This is a genomic window from Rhizobium sp. BK312 (assembly GCF_014193605.1).
GTDB lineage: Bacteria > Pseudomonadota > Alphaproteobacteria > Rhizobiales > Rhizobiaceae > Rhizobium.
Window position 1 is genome coordinate 1 of record NZ_JACHZP010000004.1, and the last position, 17,969, is coordinate 17,969.

Sequence of the window (17,969 nt, forward strand, 5' to 3'; positions counted from 1 at the left end):
GCGACCGTCATCGATGTCGGCATCAACCGGATCGCGGCACCGGAGCGCGGCGAGGGCAAGAGCCGGCTGGTGGGCGATGTCGCTTATGGTGAAGCATCCGATGTCGCCGCAGCGATCACGCCGGTTCCGGGCGGTGTCGGTCCGATGACGATCGCCATGCTGATGGCCAATACCGTCATCGCGGCCCATCGCGCCGCCGGCAGAAAGCCACCGAAGTTTTGAAGAAAATGCCATCCGGGTGATGACAAAAAACCACTCGGATCGGCTTGCCAAGGCATGAAAGACGACTATAGTCAGGAAATAATTATTCCATAGAAGAAAATGAGGGAACGAAATGGCATTATCATGGCGTTTCTCCGCCTTGGCGGACCGGCACCGTGCTCTGGGATCGAAACTCGAGGACTGGAGCGGCATGGGAACCGCCTGGACCTACGAGAAGGACATGTCGCAGGAGCATGTCGCGATCCGTACCAAAGCCGGCATCATGGACGTTTCCGGGCTCAAGAAGGTGCATCTGGTCGGGCCGCATGCCATTGCCGTGCTCGACTATATCACTACCCGGGATATGTCGAAGATCTATCCCGGCCGCTCGGTCTACGCCGCGATGCTCAACGACCGCGGTTACTTCACCGACGATTGCATCGTCTACCGCACTGGCCCGAATTCCTGGATGCTGGTGCATGGCTCGGGGTCTGGCCACGAGGAAGTGCTCAAGCAGGCGGCCGGCCGCAACTGCGCTGTCCTCTTCGATGACGATCTGCACGATCTGTCGCTTCAGGGTCCCGTTGCGGTTGACTATCTCGCCAAGTATGTGCCCGGCATCCGCGACCTCAAATATTTCCATCACATGCAGACGACGCTGTTCGGCGCGCCCGTAATGATCTCGCGCACGGGCTATACCGGCGAGCGCGGTTACGAGATCTTCGTGCGTGGCCAGGATGCACCGATGGTCTGGGACCGCATCGTCGCGGAAGGTAAGGAGATGGGGATCATTCCCTGCTGCTTCAGCGTTCTCGACATGCTGCGCGTCGAAAGCTACCTGCTGTTTTATCCCTACGATAACTCGCAGATGTATCCTTTCGCGGATCAGCCGCCCGGCGACAGCCTCTGGGAGCTCGGCCTCGACTTCACCGTCAGCCCAGGCAAGACGGGTTTTCGCGGCGCCGAGGAACATGCGCGCCTCAAGGGCAAGGAGCGTTTCAAGATCTTCGGCATGCTGATCGATGCAGACGGTCCGGCCGATCTCGGCGACGAGGTCTATGCCGAGGGCAAAAAGGTCGGTGTCATCACCTGCCCCTGCTATTCGACCTTGACGAAGAAATCGATGGCGATCGCCCGCCTCGATGTCGACAAGGCCGTACAGGGCACGAAGCTCGAAGTGCGCGGCAAGAGCCTGAAGGCGAGCGCGATTGCCCATACGCTGCCGTTCGACGATCCGGAAAAGAAGAAGAGGACGGCCATCGGCTAAGGAGGCGCTCATGCTTGTCGAAGGCATCAAGAGCCGACCGGTTTACCGTGGTCTCTCCATCCAGCCGCATGCCCGGCGGCATCTGTTCGCGCTGGAAGGCGAGGGGGCCAATGCCCTCCTCGACCAGACGGCCGGACTTGACGATACCATCCTGTCGCGCAGCGAAATCCTCTATGTCGCGCGCGGTTCGCAGGGCAGAGGCCATGATGAGGCCCTGCGCAAGCTCGGCGCCGACATGTTCTTCACGGCGCCGACCATTGCGACATTGCTCTTCCGCCTGAAGGGCTCGCTTGCAACGGCGCATATGGGCACGCGGCTTTATATAGCCGGCACCGAGGGCTTTATCGGCCAGGCAATGATGGTGGCGCTCGACCACGGCATGGATTATGCCTCGATCATCACGGAACATCGCGGTTCCCTAGCGCGCCGCGTGCAATGCGTCCACTGCAAGGGCATCACCGACGATGTCACGCATAGTCCTTTCGCCTGCGGCCATTGCGGGCTTCCGCTATTGGTGCGCGACCACTACTCGCGTCGTCTCGGCGCCTTCCAGGGCGTCAATATCGATGCGGAAGAGCCGGGCACTGCGCCCGATCCAGAGGAGTTGTTCCTGTGAGCGGTGGTACGGAAATTCCTGTTCGTGTCGCGAAGGTGACGCCCGTTGCCGACCGCATCAAGCGCTTCCGCTTCGAACGTCTCGATGGCGCGCCGATGCCTTATTTTTCCGGCGGCGCCCATGTCATCGTGTCGATGAACGACGAAGGCCATGTTCGCCGCAATGCCTATTCGCTGATGTCGGCGCCGCATGATTGCTCGGCCTATGAGATTAGCGTGCTGCGCGTCGAGGACTCGCGTGGTGGCTCCGCCTTCATGCATGAGAAGGTGCGGGAGGGCGACGAGCTCAAGGTCAGCTATCCCGTCAATCTCTTCCAGCCGGACTGGCGCGGCCGCAAGCATCTGCTGATTGCCGGCGGCATCGGCATCACGCCCTTCATTGCGATGATGCAGCAGTTCTCCCGCGAGAGCGCGAATTTCGAGCTGCATTATGCCATGCGTTCGCTCGATCGCGGCGCCTATTGCCGCGAGCTTGTCGAGCAATATGGCTCGCAACGGGTGAAGATTTACTGCGACGCCGACCGCAATTTCATCCCTGTGGCACGTCTGCTCGAAAGCCAGCCGCTCGGCACGCATCTCTATGTGTGCGGCCCGGCCGGCATGATCGACGGCGTGTTGAAAACGGGCATGGAGGCTGGCTGGCCGGAACAGAACCTGCATTCCGAACGCTTCCTGTCGTCGCAGCCCGGAAAGCCTTTCTCCATCATGCTGACGCGGTCGGGCAAGACCGTTCACGTCGGTCATCACGAAAGCATGCTAGAGGCGATCGAGGCTGCCGGCGTCGATGCGCCCTTCCTCTGTCGCGGCGGTGCCTGCGGACAGTGCGAAACCGGTGTCGCCGTCTGCGACGGCAAGCTTCTGCATAATGACGTCTATCTGACCGACGAAGAAAAGGCTTCCGGCCGAAAGGTGATGATCTGCGTTTCCCGTTTCGAAGGAAGCGCGCTGCATCTCGACCTTTAGGCACTCAACCGATATCGAGGAGAACGGACATGGCAATCGCCTTCAAGCAAGAAACGTTCAGGGACGATTTCAGCTACCGCAACAGTCCGGAAAATATCAGGCGTTTCCCGTTCCCCTTCGATCGTGACGAATACATGTATTCCGTCAACATGGAGCCGCATGTGAAGGGGCGGGAGAACACGGTCTACGAAAGCCTCATCGACGTCGACGAGCACTACGTCGCCGAGATGCACGACCGGGCTTTGGTGCTGAAGGAAGATCCGCTGCGCTATCAGGCGCTGCCGCACATGATGACGGCGCAATGGGATACGCTGGAACTGCTGATGGAAGAGCAGGCGGCCGGCTATCCCGAGCATTTCACGCTCACCAAGAACGGCGACCAGTGGCGCTGGATCAATCGTCCCCTTGGCATAGACGACACCTTCACCTTCGGCGATGCGTCCACTCTGCCTTACGAACCCTTCGAATACATCTCGCGCCAGGCGCAGGGCGATTTCTGCATCGTCGACCAGCGCGACGGCAATCTCTGGATGGATGCCGGCATGGTGACGACCCAGGCCGATTGGTCGCTCGATTTCGATATCGGCATGAATTTCATGGAGTGGCACGGGCCGGTGCCGCTTGCCCACCAGATCGGCGTCTTCGACCGTGCGCTAAAATTCCTTTTGAACCTGCAGCTGGGCAAGCCGACGCGCCGGTTCAATTGGACGATGACGATCAATCCGCGCCTCGATACCAGTCCTGAAAACTATCCGAAATGGGGTCCGGATCGCACCACGGTGACGCCCGAGAATGTCGGCGAGAAGGTGCATCTGCGCGTCGAGCTGCAGAGCCTGTGGCGCCTGCCGCGCTCCAACGCCATACTCTTCGTCATCCGCTGCTATTTGATGAACATGAATGAGCTGGTGACCGTGCCGAAATGGGCGCGCCGTTTTCCGCGCGTGCTGAAGACGCTGCCGCCCGAGCTCATCGACTACAAGGGCCTGACGCGCTTCCGCCAGACCACGATCGACTGGCTTTCGCGATATGACGACGGCGCGCCGACCAGCCCTGGCATCTTCCCGGATTGATGCCGAACGCCACGCCGAACTTCTGCATGCCATAAGAATTTCGATAGAATCGAGAAGGGGAATGCCACATGACACGAGTTGCCGTTATCGGTGCCGGCCCTTCGGGCCTTGCCCAGCTAAGGGCCTTTCAATCGGCTGCAAAGAAGGGTGCTGATATCCCGGAAGTCGTCTGCTTCGAAAAACAGGCGGATTGGGGCGGCCTCTGGAATTATACCTGGCGCACAGGCCTCGATGAATATGGCGAACCGGTGCATGGCAGCATGTATCGTTATCTCTGGTCGAACGGCCCGAAGGAATGCCTGGAATTCGCCGATTATTCCTTTGAAGAGCATTTCGGCAAGCCGATTGCCTCCTATCCGCCGCGCGCCGTACTCTGGGACTATATCAAGGGCCGCGTCGAAAAGGCCGATGTGCGCAAATGGGTGCGCTTCAGCACGCCGGTGCGCATGGTGCGCTTCGATGAAGAGACGAAGAAGTTCACGGTGACCGCGCATGATCGCCCTCAGGACCGGATGTATGACGAGGAGTTCGATTATGTCGTCGTCGCCTCAGGTCACTTCTCGACGCCGAACGTGCCCTATTTCGAAGGGGTAAAGACCTTCAACGGCCGCGTGCTGCACGCGCACGATTTCCGTGACGCGCTGGAGTTCAAGGGCAAGGACGTGCTCCTCGTCGGCCGCAGCTATTCGGCCGAGGATATCGGTTCGCAATGCTGGAAATACGGGGCGAAGTCCGTGACGACGAGCTATCGCTCCAAGCCGATGGGCTTCAAATGGCCCGAGAATTTCGAGGAGCGGCCGCTGTTGACGCGTCTTGAGAACAAGACGGCCTATTTCCTCGACGGCTCATCGAAGGAGGTCGACGCGCTTATCCTCTGCACCGGCTATCAGCATCATTTCCCCTTCCTGCCGGATGATCTGCGTTTGAAGACGGCAAACCGCCTCTGGGCCGACCATCTCTACAAGGGCGTGATCTTCGACAAGAATCCGCAGCTCTTCTACATCGGCATGCAGGATCAGTTCTATACCTTCAACATGTTCGACGTGCAGGCCTGGTGGGCGCGCGATGTCATGATGGGCCGCATCAAGCTGCCGCCGGAAGCGGAACTGCAGGCGAACTTCGACAAATGGCGTGCCCGCGAGGAAACGCTCGAGGATGCCGAACAGATGATCTGGTACCAGGGCGACTATGTGAAGGAACTGCTCGCCGAGACGGATTATCCGAGCTTCGACATCGAAGGCACGAATAAGACCTTCATGGAGTGGGAGCACCACAAGGCTGAGAACATCATGGGCTTCCGCGACCACGCCTACCGCTCGCTGATGACCGGCAACATGTCGCCGACGCATCATACGCCCTGGGTCGATGCGCTTGACGATTCGATGGAGGAATATCTGCGCAATTGATCAGGGATCACTTCCCCACCTAACCGGCAAGGGAGGCGAAGAGCAGCCCTTGTCGGCTCTTTTGTGCGTTGAGACGAAACGAGTTCATCCGCAACCTTCTCTTCGGGCATGGCTTCATGGATTTTCAGACAAGCGTTCTCGGCCGTATGGCGGGTTTTCTTTATCGCTGCCGGGCAGACGAAAACTATACGATGCTTGAGATGACCGACGGCATCGAGCGCATTTTCGGCTATCCCGCTGACGAGATCATCGGCAACCGCGCGCGAACCTTTACTTCGATCATGTGCGAAGAGGATATCCCGCTCATGGATGAGCTTGTCGGCAAGGCGCTGGAAAGCCGCACGGACTGGACGATGGAGTATCGCATCCGTCATCGCGACGGCCATTTCCTCTGGGTAACGGAGACCGGCGGCGGCGTATGGGATGAGGCCGGGGAGCTTCTTTATCTCGAAGGCAGCATCCTGAATATTGAATCGCTCTACCAGCGTATCGACGAGCAGACCGCCGGCATGCGGGTTACCGCGTCCAAGACCAATGAGATCCTGCAGTCCCTGCGCTATCTGAAGCTTCTTGCCGTCAATGCCGGCATCGAGGCTGCAAGAGCGGGGACGGCGGGATCGGGCTTCGCTGTTCTGGCGGCCGAAATGCGTTCGCTTGCAAACTCTTCGGAAGAAGCTGCGCGCGCGATTTCGAGCGCGCAGAGGAAAGCGGATTAGGATCGCGGGCGCGTCTTCTGCGGATCGTAGTGAGAGAGCGGCACGATGACAGCCGGAAGCCGCTTCTGTTGGCCATCGAGTTTGCCAATCTCAACCTTGGTGCCGACCCCCGCATGCGTGACATCGACCCGGGCAAGCGCAATGGTTTTGCCGAGGATCGGCGACCGTGTCGCGCTGGTGATCACGCCGACCTGCGCGCGGCCGATATGGATGCAATCGCCATGTCCCACGGCTTCGTTGGCCTCGATGTCTAGACCGACCATCAGGTGGCGCGGATTTTCCTTTCGCCGTATCAACGCCTCGCGACCGATGAAATCGTCCTGCTTGTATTTCAACGGGACAGTGAAGCCGATACCGGCCTCGAAAGGATCGGTTTGATCGTCGAATTCGTGATGGGCAAAGACCAGGCCCGCCTCGATACGCACCATATCCAGTGCCTCCAGGCCCATCGGTTTCAGCCCATAGGGTTCACCGGCTTTCCATACCGCATCAAAGACAATTGCAGCATCTTTCGGATGGCAGAAGATTTCGTAGCCGAGTTCGCCGGTATAGCCGGTCCGCGATACGACGACCGGCGCTCCCTCGAAGTGGCCGATGCGGCCGACCGCGAAACGGAACCATTCGAGCTCGCCAATCGTCGGCTGGCGCGGCGCCGTCCAGATGATCTCCTTGAGGATGTCGCGGCTCTTCGGGCCTTGCAGGGCGATATTGTGCATCTGGTCGGTGGAGGAGCGCACCCAGGCCTTGAAGCCCTTCTTCTCCGCCTGCTCGCGCAGCCAGATGCCGCTATAGTCATCGCCGCCGATCCAGCGGAAGTTCTTGTCGCCGAGGCGAAACAACGTGCCGTCGTCGATCATGCCGCCGTGTTCGTAGCACATGGCGGAATAGACCACCTGACCGGTCGATAGCTTGCGCACATCGCGCGTCAGGCAATATTGCAGCAATTCCTCCGCATCCGGTCCCGTCACCTCGAACTTGCGCAGCGGCGAGAGATCCATCACCACGGCGCGTTCGCGACAGGCCCAGTATTCCTCGACCGGTCCTTCCGAGGAGAAGCGGTTCGGCAGCCAGAAGCCACGATATTCGGTGTAGTCGCGCGTCAGGGCGGAGAGGCGCGGGTGAAACGCGGTCTCCCGCGTCAGTTCTGGGTCGGCATCAGGGGTCATGCGATAGGCCACCGCTCGTGTGAATTTTTCTTTGCCTGAAAAGGTGCGGACATGGATATCGGTCGGGTCCCAGCCATTGGCCGCATCGATGTCATCGGGGCAGGAGGAGGAGACGCAGATGAGATCCGTCAGTGCGCGCATCAGGACGTAATCGCCCGGTCTCGACCAAGGTTCGTCGAGATAGAGCTGGTTATTGTGATCGACATTGGTGTTGTAGAAGTAGTTGAGCGCCTCCCAGCCCTTTCGGCCGGCAATGCCGTAGGGCGCAAGTGCCGCATTGAAATTGTCCGTGCAGTTCACATGGCCGGGATAGCCCATGTCGTCGTAGTAGCGCGAATTGCAGGCGGTGGCGAAGGCGTCGTGGCGGCCGACCGTATCCTGCACGATTTCCACCAGCGGCTCGAAATCGCGGTCGAAGGCTTTGGACGGCAGCCCGGGCGCTGGATAGCTCCGGCCGAGCAGAGTGCGGGTCACGGTGGAGTCGAGCGCAAGATCAAGCCCCTTATCGACCTTGCGGGCGGAAAAGGCCTGGAAGTCGGTGCATTGCCGGCCATAGACATCGATGATCTGGATATACTCGCCGGCCCTGACAAAATAGGCCGAAGCGGTCGCCGCCTTGATGCGAATATCCTCGATCGGCTCGGCGAGCGGTTCGGGCAATGCGGAGGCATAGTCTCGCAGGATCGTCGTACGGCGGATCCTGACCTCGATTGGTGTTGCGGTATCCTGCGTTTCCGGCGACATGGCCATTCCTGGCGCACAGGCGACAAGCAGGCCTTTGGTCGCGATCGTGAATTCCGCGGTACTGCCTGCCGGCGAAGAGGCGCCGAAGAGGCGAAGCGCTGCCGCAGAGGCCAGATCGGCCCCACGCCGCTCCAGCGCTGTCCTGACGCGAACCGCACTTTCATTCCCCGAGGAAAGAATGGCTTTGAGACCTGTCGCCTCGCCGGTGAATGCCGACCCTAGGCCAGCGGATTGAAAGCGGCCCTTCTCGTCAAGGAAGGTCAGCTCGCAGACCTGCCCGCCTTCGCTATCCGCCACCGAAATCCGATCGCCGGGTTCGACGCGGACGACCAGCGACCCACCGCCCTTGCAGCGATAGCGCTCAGTGTCCGGCGGCAGCGCTGGAATGCCCGGATAGCGGACAATGCTCGCCGAGACGGGCCGTATTCCGGCTGCTGATGGATGGAGATCTCGCATAGAGCCCTCTCGGGAAATGAGGCGTGTCGGACACCGGAATCATGCTGACAAAATGCCGTCCGAAAGTAAAGGGATATTGACTAAAAAGAAAATATCTTCACTATGTATAAAGGGCATGCATCTGGAAATCCGCGCGCAGACTCGGCTTACGAAAACTTCCAGCAAGCCCCGCAATGCCATGGGAGGCACGTTCAGGGAGACGTACGAGAGATACGTCCGGAACAAAATGGGGAATATCACCAATGACGGATATCGTGGACGCCGGCGCTTCCGCCGGCACCGAAGGTAAGCTTATACGCGCGCTTGACTGGAAGGGCGCGTTCTGGGTGGCTGCGGGCGTGCCGCCGCTTGTTCTCTTCTCCATCGGCGGCATCGCCGGCACGACGGGCAAGCTTGCCTTCGTCGTGTGGATCATCTCGATGATCATGGGCTTCCTGCAGTCTTTCACCTATGCCGAAATTGCCGGCATGTTCGGCAACAAGTCCGGCGGCGCCTCGGTCTATGGCGCGACGGCCTGGCTGCGTTACTCGAAATTCATCGCGCCGCTTTCGGTCTGGTGCAATTGGTTTGCCTGGTCGCCGGTGCTGTCCCTCGGCTGCGCCATTGCGGCAGGCTATATCCTCAATGCCTTCTTCCCGATCCCCGCGGCGGACTCACAGGCCGTGCTCAGCTGGATCAGCGCCCATGCGACGTCGATCGCCGCCGATAGCCCGCGTGTTGCCGAATACATCGCGGCCCATGCCGGTACATCGCCCGACGATGCGGTAAAAGCGCTGCTCAGCGCCGATGGCGTTGCAGCTTTTACGCCGCCCATCCGCAACTGGTCTCTCGTCAGCTTCAACATTCCTTTCCTCGCGACCGCCAATATCAACGCCACCTTCTTCATCGGCGGTGTCCTGATGCTGATCATCTTTGCGATCCAGCATCGCGGCATCTCCGAGACGGCGAGCGTACAGAAATGGCTCGCCATCATCGTCCTCGTGCCGCTTCTGATCATCGGCGTCTATCCGATCGTCAGCGGCCAAATCCTCTCCGCCAACGTGACCGGCCTGCTACCGCCGACAGCGGCCTACGCTGCGACTGACGGCACCTGGAGCAATGGCGGCTGGACGCTTTTCCTCGGTGGCCTCTATATCGCCGCCTGGTCGACCTATGGCTTCGAGACGGCGGTCTGCTACACGCGTGAGCTGAAGAACCCGAGGACGGATACGTTCAAGGCAATCTTCTACTCGGGCCTTGCCTGCTGCGTCTTCTTCTTCCTGGTGCCCTTCGCTTTCCAAGGCGTGCTCGGTCATACCGGCATGCTGGCGCCCGGCATCGTCGACGGTACCGGCGTTGCCGAAGCGCTCGGCGGTCTGATCGGCGCCGGCCGGATCGTTACGCAATTGCTCGTCATCCTGATGATCCTGGCACTGTTTCTTGCGATCATGACGGCAATGGCGGGTTCCTCGCGCACCCTCTATCAGGGCTCGAAGGACGGCTGGCTGCCGAAATATCTCGATCATGTGAACGAGAACGGTGCGCCGACGAGAGCGATGTGGACGGACTTCGCCTTCAATCTCTTTCTTCTCGCCATTGCCTCCGACACGAGCGGCTATTTCTTCGTGCTTGCCGTCTCTAACGTCGGATACATCATCTTCAACTTCCTGAACCTCAATTCCGGCTGGATACACCGCATGGACTCCGGTCATGTCGAGCGCCCGTGGAAAGCGCCGTCGTGGCTCATCGGCCTTAACACCGTCCTTGCTTTCGTCAATGCGCTCTTCCTTGGCGCGGGAGCCAAGGTTTGGGGCTATGCCAATGCGCTCTGGATCGGTTTTGCCTTTGCGGCCCTCATCCTGCCGGTCTTTGCTTACAGGCATTATGTTCGCGATGGCGGCAAGTTCCCGGCCGGTGCCATGGATGATCTTGGTCTGGTCGGCCAGGATCTGGGTGTCAAGAAGGCGGGTATTCTGCCCTATCTGGCGCTTGCCGGCGGCCTTGCCATCGTGCTGATTGCCAATTGGGTCTTCCAGCTGCCGGCGTAGCCGCATCTGGTCGAAGACGAGGCCTATGCTTGCAAGTCCGGCCTGGCGACAGGCCGGACTTTGTTATGGGATCAATGCTTTTAACGCTGATCGTCCGATCATTCGGGTGCGACGATGAGGGCGTCGCCGATCTCGGTTTCTTCAGGCCGGCTGCGCTGTCGCGCCAGCCGTAGAAGCGTGGCCACCAGCAGGATGGCCATCAGCCCGAGTTCGACGGCGATCGCCGTCACCCCCGCGGAGAGATAGGCGCTGGAATATTGCAGCACCTGGGCAAATACGGCCCCCAGAATTGCCGGCCCGAGACCCAGCGACACCTGCTGCATGGTTGCGAGCATGGCGCTGCCGGCGCCGGCATGTTCATGCGGCACGTCCGCTAGCCCCAGCCGGTAGAAGCTGTTGACGATCAGCGCCTGGCCGAAACCGATCAGGACTGTGGACGGAATGAGGTTGATGACGCCAGGTCGCGGCCAGACCGTTTCGAGCGTCACGATGAGCAGAGCAAGCCCGCTCATCTGGATCACGCAGCCCATCGCCAACATGAGTTCACGCCGTATGTTTGCAAGACGAGGCGTGACGAAAGCGGCCGAGACAAAATAGGAGCCGCCAAGTGCAATCAAGGCATTGCCCGATTGCAGCGGGGTCAGCCCGGCACCTGCCTGCAGCGTCAGCGCGAAGACGAACATGAAGCCGCTCCAGCAGGTGAAGAAGAGTATGGCGATCAGCCCGCCGAATCGCATGCTGGAGATGCGCGTGAGCGACGGCGGCAGGATCGGGAAGGCGCCACGCGCCTCCTTGGAGCGCTGGATACGCCAAAGAAGTGCCACCAGCGGCAGGATCGGCACGAAGCCGAGCAGGCAAAGCCAGTTCCAGTGTAGCGACGGGCCGAGCGCAGTCGGCAGCAGGACCGACAAAGTCAGCAGCGCCAGCGTAATCATGCCCGACCAGTCGACCGGAACTCTGCCTTGGCCACGCGTTTCGGGGACATGGCGCCACACGCTGATCAGGATCAGGATGCAGACCGGCAGGTTGATGAGGAAGATACTGCGCCATCCGGAGCCGGCAATATTGGCAGAGATCAGGAAGCCGCCGAGAACCTGGCCGACGATGAAGGCGATGCCGCCAATTGCGCTGTAAAGCGAAACGGCGCGGGCGTGATCGCGTCCGGTCAGGCTGACATGGATCGTCGCCAGCACCTGCGGCACCATGAGTGCTGCTGCAATTCCCTGCAGCGCGCGCGCAACGATGAGGAAGGTGACTGATGTCGCCACCCCGCATAGCAGGGAGGCGAGGCAGAACAACAGGACGGCGAGGCCGAACATGCGCCTGCGGCCGAAATTGTCGCCGAGGCGCGCACCCATCGCCAGGCAGACGGCAAAGGCGACGCCATAGGCGGCGACGAAAAGCTCAAGTTCGGTCTCGCCGGCGTGCAGCGAGGCCGAGATGGCGGCAAGGCCGACATTGATGATGGAAAAATCGAGTTGCAGCAGCAATTGCCCGGCCAGCAGGATCAGCAGGCCGAATTGGCCAAGCCGGATTGGTGCGGAAGACATGGGGGACCTCAAAGTATTTTCAAAACTGAGTCCACAGCGTTTTACACCCATGTTAAACTGGTACAAGATACCTGTTTAGACTGGTATAAAAAGTGTCAGGCTGGAGAATGGAAATGCACGGCACGCTCGATATCGTCCCCAATCAGATGCTGTCGCGGGCACAGGAACTCGGTGAGATGTTGCGAAGGCGGCGGGAATCCCTCGACCCGCAAAGATTGGGACTCGGTCGAGCAGGACGGATTCGTACACCCGGATTGCGGCGGGAGGAAGTAGCCTCGCGCGCCGACATCGGCATTACCTGGTATACCAAGCTGGAACAGGGCCGGCCGATCCGCGTGTCGCCGCGCGTGCTTCTCTCCGTCGCGCATGCTTTGGAATTCAACGAAGTCGAGACGGAGCACCTGTTCAGACTGGCCAATCTGCCGGTTCCGCCTCGCCTTGAAAATCCTCGCGTCTGCGAGCCGCTCACCGAGGCAAGCCAGCGCATTCTCGATCATCTCTGTCCCTATCCGGCTCTTATCCAGACGAAGCGCTATAATATACGCGGTTTCAACGAGGCCTATCGCCGTCTTGTCGGCGTCGATCTGGATGCCCTTCCGCCCGAGGACCGGAACTGCATCTATCTATCCCTCGTCAATCCTGTCTGGCGCGCAAGCCAGGCCGATCCCGACGAGATGCTGGCCAATATGGCAGCGCTGTTTCGTGCCTCTATGGCCGAGCATCTCGATGATCCGAGCTGGGAGCGGCAATTGGAACGCTATATGAGCGCTTCCGATCAGTTCCGCATCGTCTGGGATCGCTATCAGCTCAAGGGCATCGAGAATACCGTGAAGCGTTTTCGGCTGGCGGATGGCACGATCCTGCCGCTGCAATCCAACAATTGGTGGGCAAGCCCCAGCAATGACGACCGCATGATCGTCTATACACCCGTCGACGAAGCCGGGGTGGAGAAGCTGAACGCGATGATGAAGCGCAAGCGGTCTTGCTGAGCGGTGGCCTCCTTCAGATGCCAAGATCGAGCTGAGGCTGTGATCTCCCATCGTCGGCCTCTTCGTTTGTCAAGGAAGAAAGCGTGATGCCAAGCAGCCGGATCGGCCGGGCAAACGGGTGAACGGTTGCCAGAAGCGCCGAGGCTGTCTCAAGAACGGCGCCGCCGTCTGCGACCGGCAAGGAGCTTGTCCGACTGCGTGTCGCCTGGGTAAAGTCCGAATATTTGATCTTCACGGTCACCGTCTTGGCGCTGAAACCGCTTATTTCGCAGTAGCGCCAGACCTTCTGTGCTAAGGGCCGCAACTCTGCCGTCGCCAGCTCGAGATCGTCGATATCCTCGGCGAACGTATCTTCCGCGCCAATGGATTTGCGGATCCGGTCGGGCTTTACCTGGCGCTCGTCGATGCCGCGGGCGATACCGTAGAAATATGGGCCTGCCTTTCCGAAATGCTCCTGCAGGAAGGCGAGGGATTTCGACTTCAGGTCTAGCCCTGTTTCGATGCCGAGTTTGTGCATCCGCTCGGCGGTCGCTGGTCCGACGCCATGGAATTTCTTGACGGGAAGCGTTTCGACGAAGGCCGGCCCGTTCTTCGGCGTAATGACAGCCTGACCATTGGGCTTATTGAGGTCACTTGCCATCTTGGCGAGGAACTTGTTGTAGGAAATGCCGGCAGAAGCATTGAGACCAGTGACCTGCTTGATCTTGGTCCGGATCTCCAGCGCGATCTCGGTGGCGATCTCCATGCCCTTGTGGTTCTGGGTGACGTCGAGATAGGCCTCGTCGAGCGAGAGCGGCTCGATCATCGAAGTATATTCGGCGAAGATTTCGCGGATCTGCTGCGACACTGCCCTGTAGACGTCGAAGCGCGGCGGCACGAAAATCAGGTCCGGGCATTTGCGCTTCGCCGTGATCGAAGGCATCGCCGAGTGAACCCCGAAGGCGCGGGCCTCGTAGCTTGCGGCCGCGACCACGCCGCGTGCCGCAGACCCGCCGACCGCAAGCGGCTTGCCGCGCAGCTCGGGATTGTCTCGCTGTTCGACCGACGCATAGAATGCATCCATATCGACATGGATGATCTTCCGAACAGGGTTTGTGTTGGTGTCGTTCATGACGATCTCGGTCATCATGCTGCAGGTTCAAGCATGGACTCTTCAATTATAGAATCTGAAACAAATACAGAACATATCATCCCTGATCACGATATCAAACCGGCTCCGTTGTCGTACCGGAGAGACGCGGGAAAATCGCTCTGTGACAGTCATTCGCAAGTGCCACCTTGAGATGCCTTCGAGGCTTCTTATCTGTTGTCCATCCCCCAATACGGAGCCTCAAGATGGGCCAAAACGCAACCGAACCCCTTTCCGACCTGCCGATGGAAATCCTTCCGCCCGAGCATGACGAGGAATCTCGATCTAGCGGAACCGCGTGCCTATGCTGCCGAAGGCACCGATCGGCACGGAAGATGGATGAGGACGGCTGCGGCATATGTGACGAATGCCTGGCGCCATGACGAACGACGCGCTGCTGGCGTCCGAATTGTCGGACTTCGAACATGCGCTTGCGAAGCTGTCTGACGGCTATTCGGAGGGGCGCTTTCAAGATCGCCCCTGGGGTGTGACGGTAAAGCGATCGCCTGACGAGAAGCGAGTTTGGCTCTATGGCGAGGAGCTTGGCGGGGCCGATATCGTCAGCTTCAATCTCTATGTGCTCTCCGAAGCAAGCCTCGTCCTCAAGCCCTGCGAAATGTCCTCGTCGAAGGTCATAGACTTTGTTTTGGGCTTCATGCCGGCTCCAATGCAGCAGCCCGTATAAGCCAGCGGCTTTGCCGGCCGGCAACAACCCCTTCTGCTTCAGCGGGTGGAGAGCGGCGGCGGAGGCGGCTGCGTGGTTGAGCCGGGACCGAGCGAGCGCTGGACCATCACGGTGTCGGCCCAGCGGCCGTAACGATAGGCAACCGCCGGCAGCAGGCCGACGCGAACGAAGCCGAAGCGCTCGTGCAAGGCCAGCGACGCCGCGTTGTCGGCATCGATATAGCCGATCATCTGCCGGAAACCGGCCGCGGCACAGGCGTCGATCAGTCCGCGCATGAGCAGGCTCCCGACGCCTTGGCCAACATGGTCGTGATGCACATAGATCGAATGCTTGACGGTATAGCGATAGGCCGGACGCTTGCGGAACAGCACCACATAGGCATAGCCGACGACCTTCTCACCCTCGATCGCAACGACATGCGGGAAGCGTTTGTCCTTCAAATTCTTGCGCCGTTCGCGCAGATCGTCCGGCTGCGGCGTATCGCTATCATCAACTCCAGCCTCGACGCCGCGGTGAATATGGCGGCGATAGATTGCCAGCATGGCATCGACGTCGCTCTCCCGGGACGGGCGAACGATGATTGTTTTATCCTGCTTCATGTCCGAACCTGAATTCCAAGCCTATTCCGCGACGACGTAGGTATAGAGCCGGATTTTGCCGGCTGCATCAATCTCGCGATAGAGGCCTTGAATTTCCACCTCGAAACCGGGGAAGGTGTTGAAGCAGGTTTCAAACATCTTGAGATAGTCGATCATGGGCTTTGCCTGCTCCGTCAGGCGCTCGCCCGGCACGATGGTCGCGATACCCGGAGGATAGACGACGAAGGGCGTCGTTGCGATGCGGCCGGCAATGGCGTCGATCGGCAGATAGTCGACATCGTTGCGAACAAGGCAACGTGCAGCATCATGCGGCGACATGGCGATCGGCGGCAGGTGTTCGGCGGAAAACTGCTTCGTCTGCAGCGCGCTCACATCGGCCTGGCGGAAGAAATTATGCATCTCAGCGCAGAGATCGCGCAGGCGCACGCCCGCATAACGGCCCGGACGGCGGCGATAGAATTCCGGAATTGCTTCTTCCAGTAGCGCATTGTCGTCATGAAGCTTCTTGAAGGCGACAAGGCCGCTAATCAAAGTGCCGGCCTTGCTGGCTTCGACACCGGGGGTAAGGAGGAAGAGCAGCGAATTGAGATCGTTCTTTTCCGCGACGATACGGTTTTCACGCAGATATTGCGCAACCACCGGCGCCGGTATGCCGTGTTCTGTGTATTTCCCCGTTCGGCGATCAAAGCCCGGTGTCAGCAGGGTAAGCTTGTTCGGGTCCGTCATGGCAAAACCCGGTTCCATGCCGGAAAAGCCGTGCCATGCCGCATCGGGCGTCAGGTGCCAGAAGGCGGGATTGGTGGCGAGCTGGTCGGTCGCGACGCTTTCCCACGGCACGTCATGCACGGCGCCTGGGCTCGCCACATCCGGGATCGCAACGCGGTCTGGCACGAAAGGCTCGAAGAACCAACGGCGTTCGGGACGATGCTCCTTCTCCTCGAATTCGCGACGCACGGCGCGGATTTTCTTGCGCAGCTCGATGCCGAGGCGGATCGTGTCGTCCCAAAGCACTTCGCCCGAGCGCCCCTTCATCATCTGCGCGCCCACGTCGAGCGAGGCGAAGAGCGGATAGAAGGGCGATGTCGAGGCGTGCTGCATGAAGCTTTCGTTGAAGCGTCGGTGCTCCACGCGGCGCTTCTGGCCAGTGATGTGCCTGTCCTTCATGTGGATCTGGGAAGCCTGTGAGAAGCTTGCCAGCTGCTTATGGGTGGATTGCGTGGCGATGATGCCCGGCGCATCCGGGCCGAGGTCGGAAAGACCCATGGCAAAGCGCCCGGCATAGAGCGGGTGAAATTTCATGAAGCCCGCCCAGGCCTCGTCAAAGAGGATGTAGTCGCAGAGATGTCCGATCCGCTTGAGGATCATTTCGGCATTGTGGATGGTGCCGTCATAGGTGCATTGCTCCACGACCGCGACGCGGAACGGGCGAGGCTTCTTGTAGGCCTCCGGATCTTTCACCAGCGGATGGGTGCGGATGCGCTCGCGCAGCGCGTCCTCGTCCATTTCAGCGAAATCCATGGGACCGATCAGGCCATAGGGATTGCGTCTGGTCGGCAGATAGACCGGAATGCCGCCCGAGATCATCAGGGCGCCGTGATGGGCGGCCTTGTGATTGTTGCGATCGAACAGCACGAGGTCGCCATCGGTGACGAGCGCTGAGAGCGCGACCTTGTTGGACGTAGAGGTGCCGTTCAACACGAAATAGGTCTTCTCGGCGCCGAAAATCTTGGCCGCTTCCTTTTGCGCGGCAAGCGCCGGCCCTTCGTGGGTTAGGAGGTCGCCGAGGTCGAGCACGGAATTGTCGAGGTCGTCGCGGAAGACCGCCTCGCCCAGATGCTCCATGAAGACGCGGCCGATGGGGCTGCGGCTGTAGAAGATGCCGCCGTTGTGACCGGGGCAGGTCCAGAGGTGATTGCCTTCCTCGGCATAATCGACCAGCGCACCGAAGAAAGGCGTCTTCAGCGTTTCGGCATATTGCTTGAGCCGGCTGATGAGGCTCTTTGCGATGAAGGCGGGCGTTTCTTCCGACAGGAAGACGTAGCCGTCGATAAAATCGAGGACTTCGACCGGCACATCCTCGAAGCGCTTGCGCCGGATCAGAAGGATAATGGGAAATTCGAGGCCGCGCCGGCGCATGAGGTTAATAAGCGAAGCCGTCTTGCCTTCCAAGCCCTTCTTGCCCCAGTCGACCAGCATGCAGCCGATGGCAGCATCGGTCTGTACGGCGATCTCGGCGTCTTCGAGATTGCGCGCGCGCACCACCTCGAAACCGGAGCGTTCGATCTCCTCGACGATCTGATTGTAGCGGGCACCCTCCAGATCCTCATTGTCAAAGGTTGGCGTCGCGAACAGAAAGTTGAAACGTCTGAAATAATCCATCTGGGTA

14 protein-coding genes and 1 pseudogene are annotated in these 17,969 nt (G+C 59.9%); 10 read left to right on the forward strand and 5 right to left on the reverse strand.

Going from position 1 to position 17,969, the window contains the following annotated elements; translation table 11 throughout:
• The 7 genes and pseudogenes from FHT85_RS12335 to FHT85_RS30820 form a co-directional block, all read left to right on the forward strand.
• Positions 1–222 (forward strand): annotated as a pseudogene (locus FHT85_RS12335) (bifunctional methylenetetrahydrofolate dehydrogenase/methenyltetrahydrofolate cyclohydrolase); the annotation flags it as partial.
• 112 nt (positions 223–334) lie between these two features.
• A complete protein-coding gene (locus FHT85_RS12340) occupies positions 335–1,468 on the forward strand; it encodes an aminomethyltransferase family protein (protein WP_112400064.1) in 1,134 nt (377 codons plus the stop codon).
• A gap of 10 nt (positions 1,469–1,478) precedes the next feature.
• Positions 1,479–2,084, forward strand: coding sequence for a dimethylamine monooxygenase subunit DmmA family protein (locus FHT85_RS12345; protein WP_112411095.1), 606 nt, complete (start codon positions 1,479–1,481; stop codon positions 2,082–2,084).
• Positions 2,081–3,046 (forward strand): PDR/VanB family oxidoreductase, encoded by a 966-nt coding sequence (locus FHT85_RS12350; RefSeq protein WP_112411094.1) that lies wholly within the window; start codon positions 2,081–2,083, stop codon positions 3,044–3,046. The genes FHT85_RS12345 and FHT85_RS12350 overlap by 4 nt, the downstream gene beginning before the upstream one ends.
• Before the next feature lie 29 nt (positions 3,047–3,075).
• Complete coding sequence (locus FHT85_RS12355) at positions 3,076–4,116, forward strand: heme-dependent oxidative N-demethylase family protein (protein WP_112411093.1); 1,041 nt, start codon at positions 3,076–3,078, stop codon at positions 4,114–4,116.
• Between the two features lie 68 nt (positions 4,117–4,184).
• The gene (locus FHT85_RS12360; RefSeq protein WP_112411092.1) at positions 4,185–5,522 is read left to right on the forward strand and encodes an NAD(P)-binding domain-containing protein; all 1,338 of its coding nucleotides are present in this window, start codon (positions 4,185–4,187) and stop codon (positions 5,520–5,522) included.
• 116 nt (positions 5,523–5,638) lie between these two features.
• Positions 5,639–6,238 carry a PAS domain-containing protein gene (locus FHT85_RS30820; protein ID WP_112338234.1) on the forward strand — a complete coding sequence of 200 codons (600 nt, stop codon included), beginning with the start codon at positions 5,639–5,641 and terminating at the stop codon, positions 6,236–6,238.
• Here the strand turns inward: FHT85_RS30820 and FHT85_RS12370 are convergent.
• Entirely contained in the window at positions 6,235–8,604 is a 2,370-nt protein-coding gene (locus tag FHT85_RS12370; protein WP_112411091.1) for a DUF1989 domain-containing protein, read from the reverse strand. The two genes, FHT85_RS30820 and FHT85_RS12370, sit on opposite strands and share 4 nt — an antisense overlap.
• A 242-nt stretch (positions 8,605–8,846) precedes the next feature.
• On the opposite strand from FHT85_RS12370, the gene FHT85_RS12375 reads away from it, so the two are divergent.
• Positions 8,847–10,631 carry an APC family permease gene (locus FHT85_RS12375; RefSeq protein ID WP_112411090.1) on the forward strand — a complete coding sequence of 595 codons (1,785 nt, stop codon included), beginning with the start codon at positions 8,847–8,849 and terminating at the stop codon, positions 10,629–10,631.
• Positions 10,632–10,729: 98 nt separating this feature from the next.
• On the opposite strand, the gene FHT85_RS12380 is transcribed toward FHT85_RS12375, so the two are convergent.
• Entirely contained in the window at positions 10,730–12,181 is a 1,452-nt protein-coding gene (locus FHT85_RS12380) for an MFS transporter (protein ID WP_183774097.1), read from the reverse strand.
• Positions 12,182–12,294: 113 nt separating this feature from the next.
• On the opposite strand from FHT85_RS12380, the gene FHT85_RS12385 reads away from it, so the two are divergent.
• Positions 12,295–13,170, forward strand: a complete 876-nt coding sequence (locus tag FHT85_RS12385; RefSeq protein ID WP_112411088.1) for a helix-turn-helix transcriptional regulator — start codon at positions 12,295–12,297, stop codon at positions 13,168–13,170.
• A 13-nt stretch (positions 13,171–13,183) separates the two neighbouring features.
• Here the strand turns inward: FHT85_RS12385 and dinB are convergent, their stop codons facing one another.
• Entirely contained in the window at positions 13,184–14,299 is a 1,116-nt protein-coding gene (dinB, locus tag FHT85_RS12390; RefSeq protein WP_246779964.1) for a DNA polymerase IV, read from the reverse strand.
• A gap of 367 nt (positions 14,300–14,666) precedes the next feature.
• Between dinB and FHT85_RS12395 the strand changes: the two genes are divergently transcribed.
• Positions 14,667–14,984: a hypothetical protein gene (locus FHT85_RS12395; protein WP_112411087.1), complete on the forward strand. Its 318-nt coding sequence runs from the start codon at positions 14,667–14,669 to the stop codon at positions 14,982–14,984.
• Between the two features lie 38 nt (positions 14,985–15,022).
• Here FHT85_RS12395 and FHT85_RS12400 read toward each other — a convergent pair whose 3' ends face one another.
• Together FHT85_RS12400 and FHT85_RS12405 are read right to left on the reverse strand one after the other, a co-directional pair.
• On the reverse strand, positions 15,023–15,583 hold the full coding sequence (locus FHT85_RS12400) for a GNAT family N-acetyltransferase (protein ID WP_095438591.1): 561 nt from the start codon (positions 15,581–15,583) through the stop codon (positions 15,023–15,025).
• Positions 15,584–15,604: 21 nt separating this feature from the next.
• Positions 15,605–17,962: an Orn/Lys/Arg decarboxylase N-terminal domain-containing protein gene (locus FHT85_RS12405; RefSeq protein WP_112411086.1), complete on the reverse strand. Its 2,358-nt coding sequence runs from the start codon at positions 17,960–17,962 to the stop codon at positions 15,605–15,607.
• Positions 17,963–17,969 lie beyond the last annotated feature (7 nt).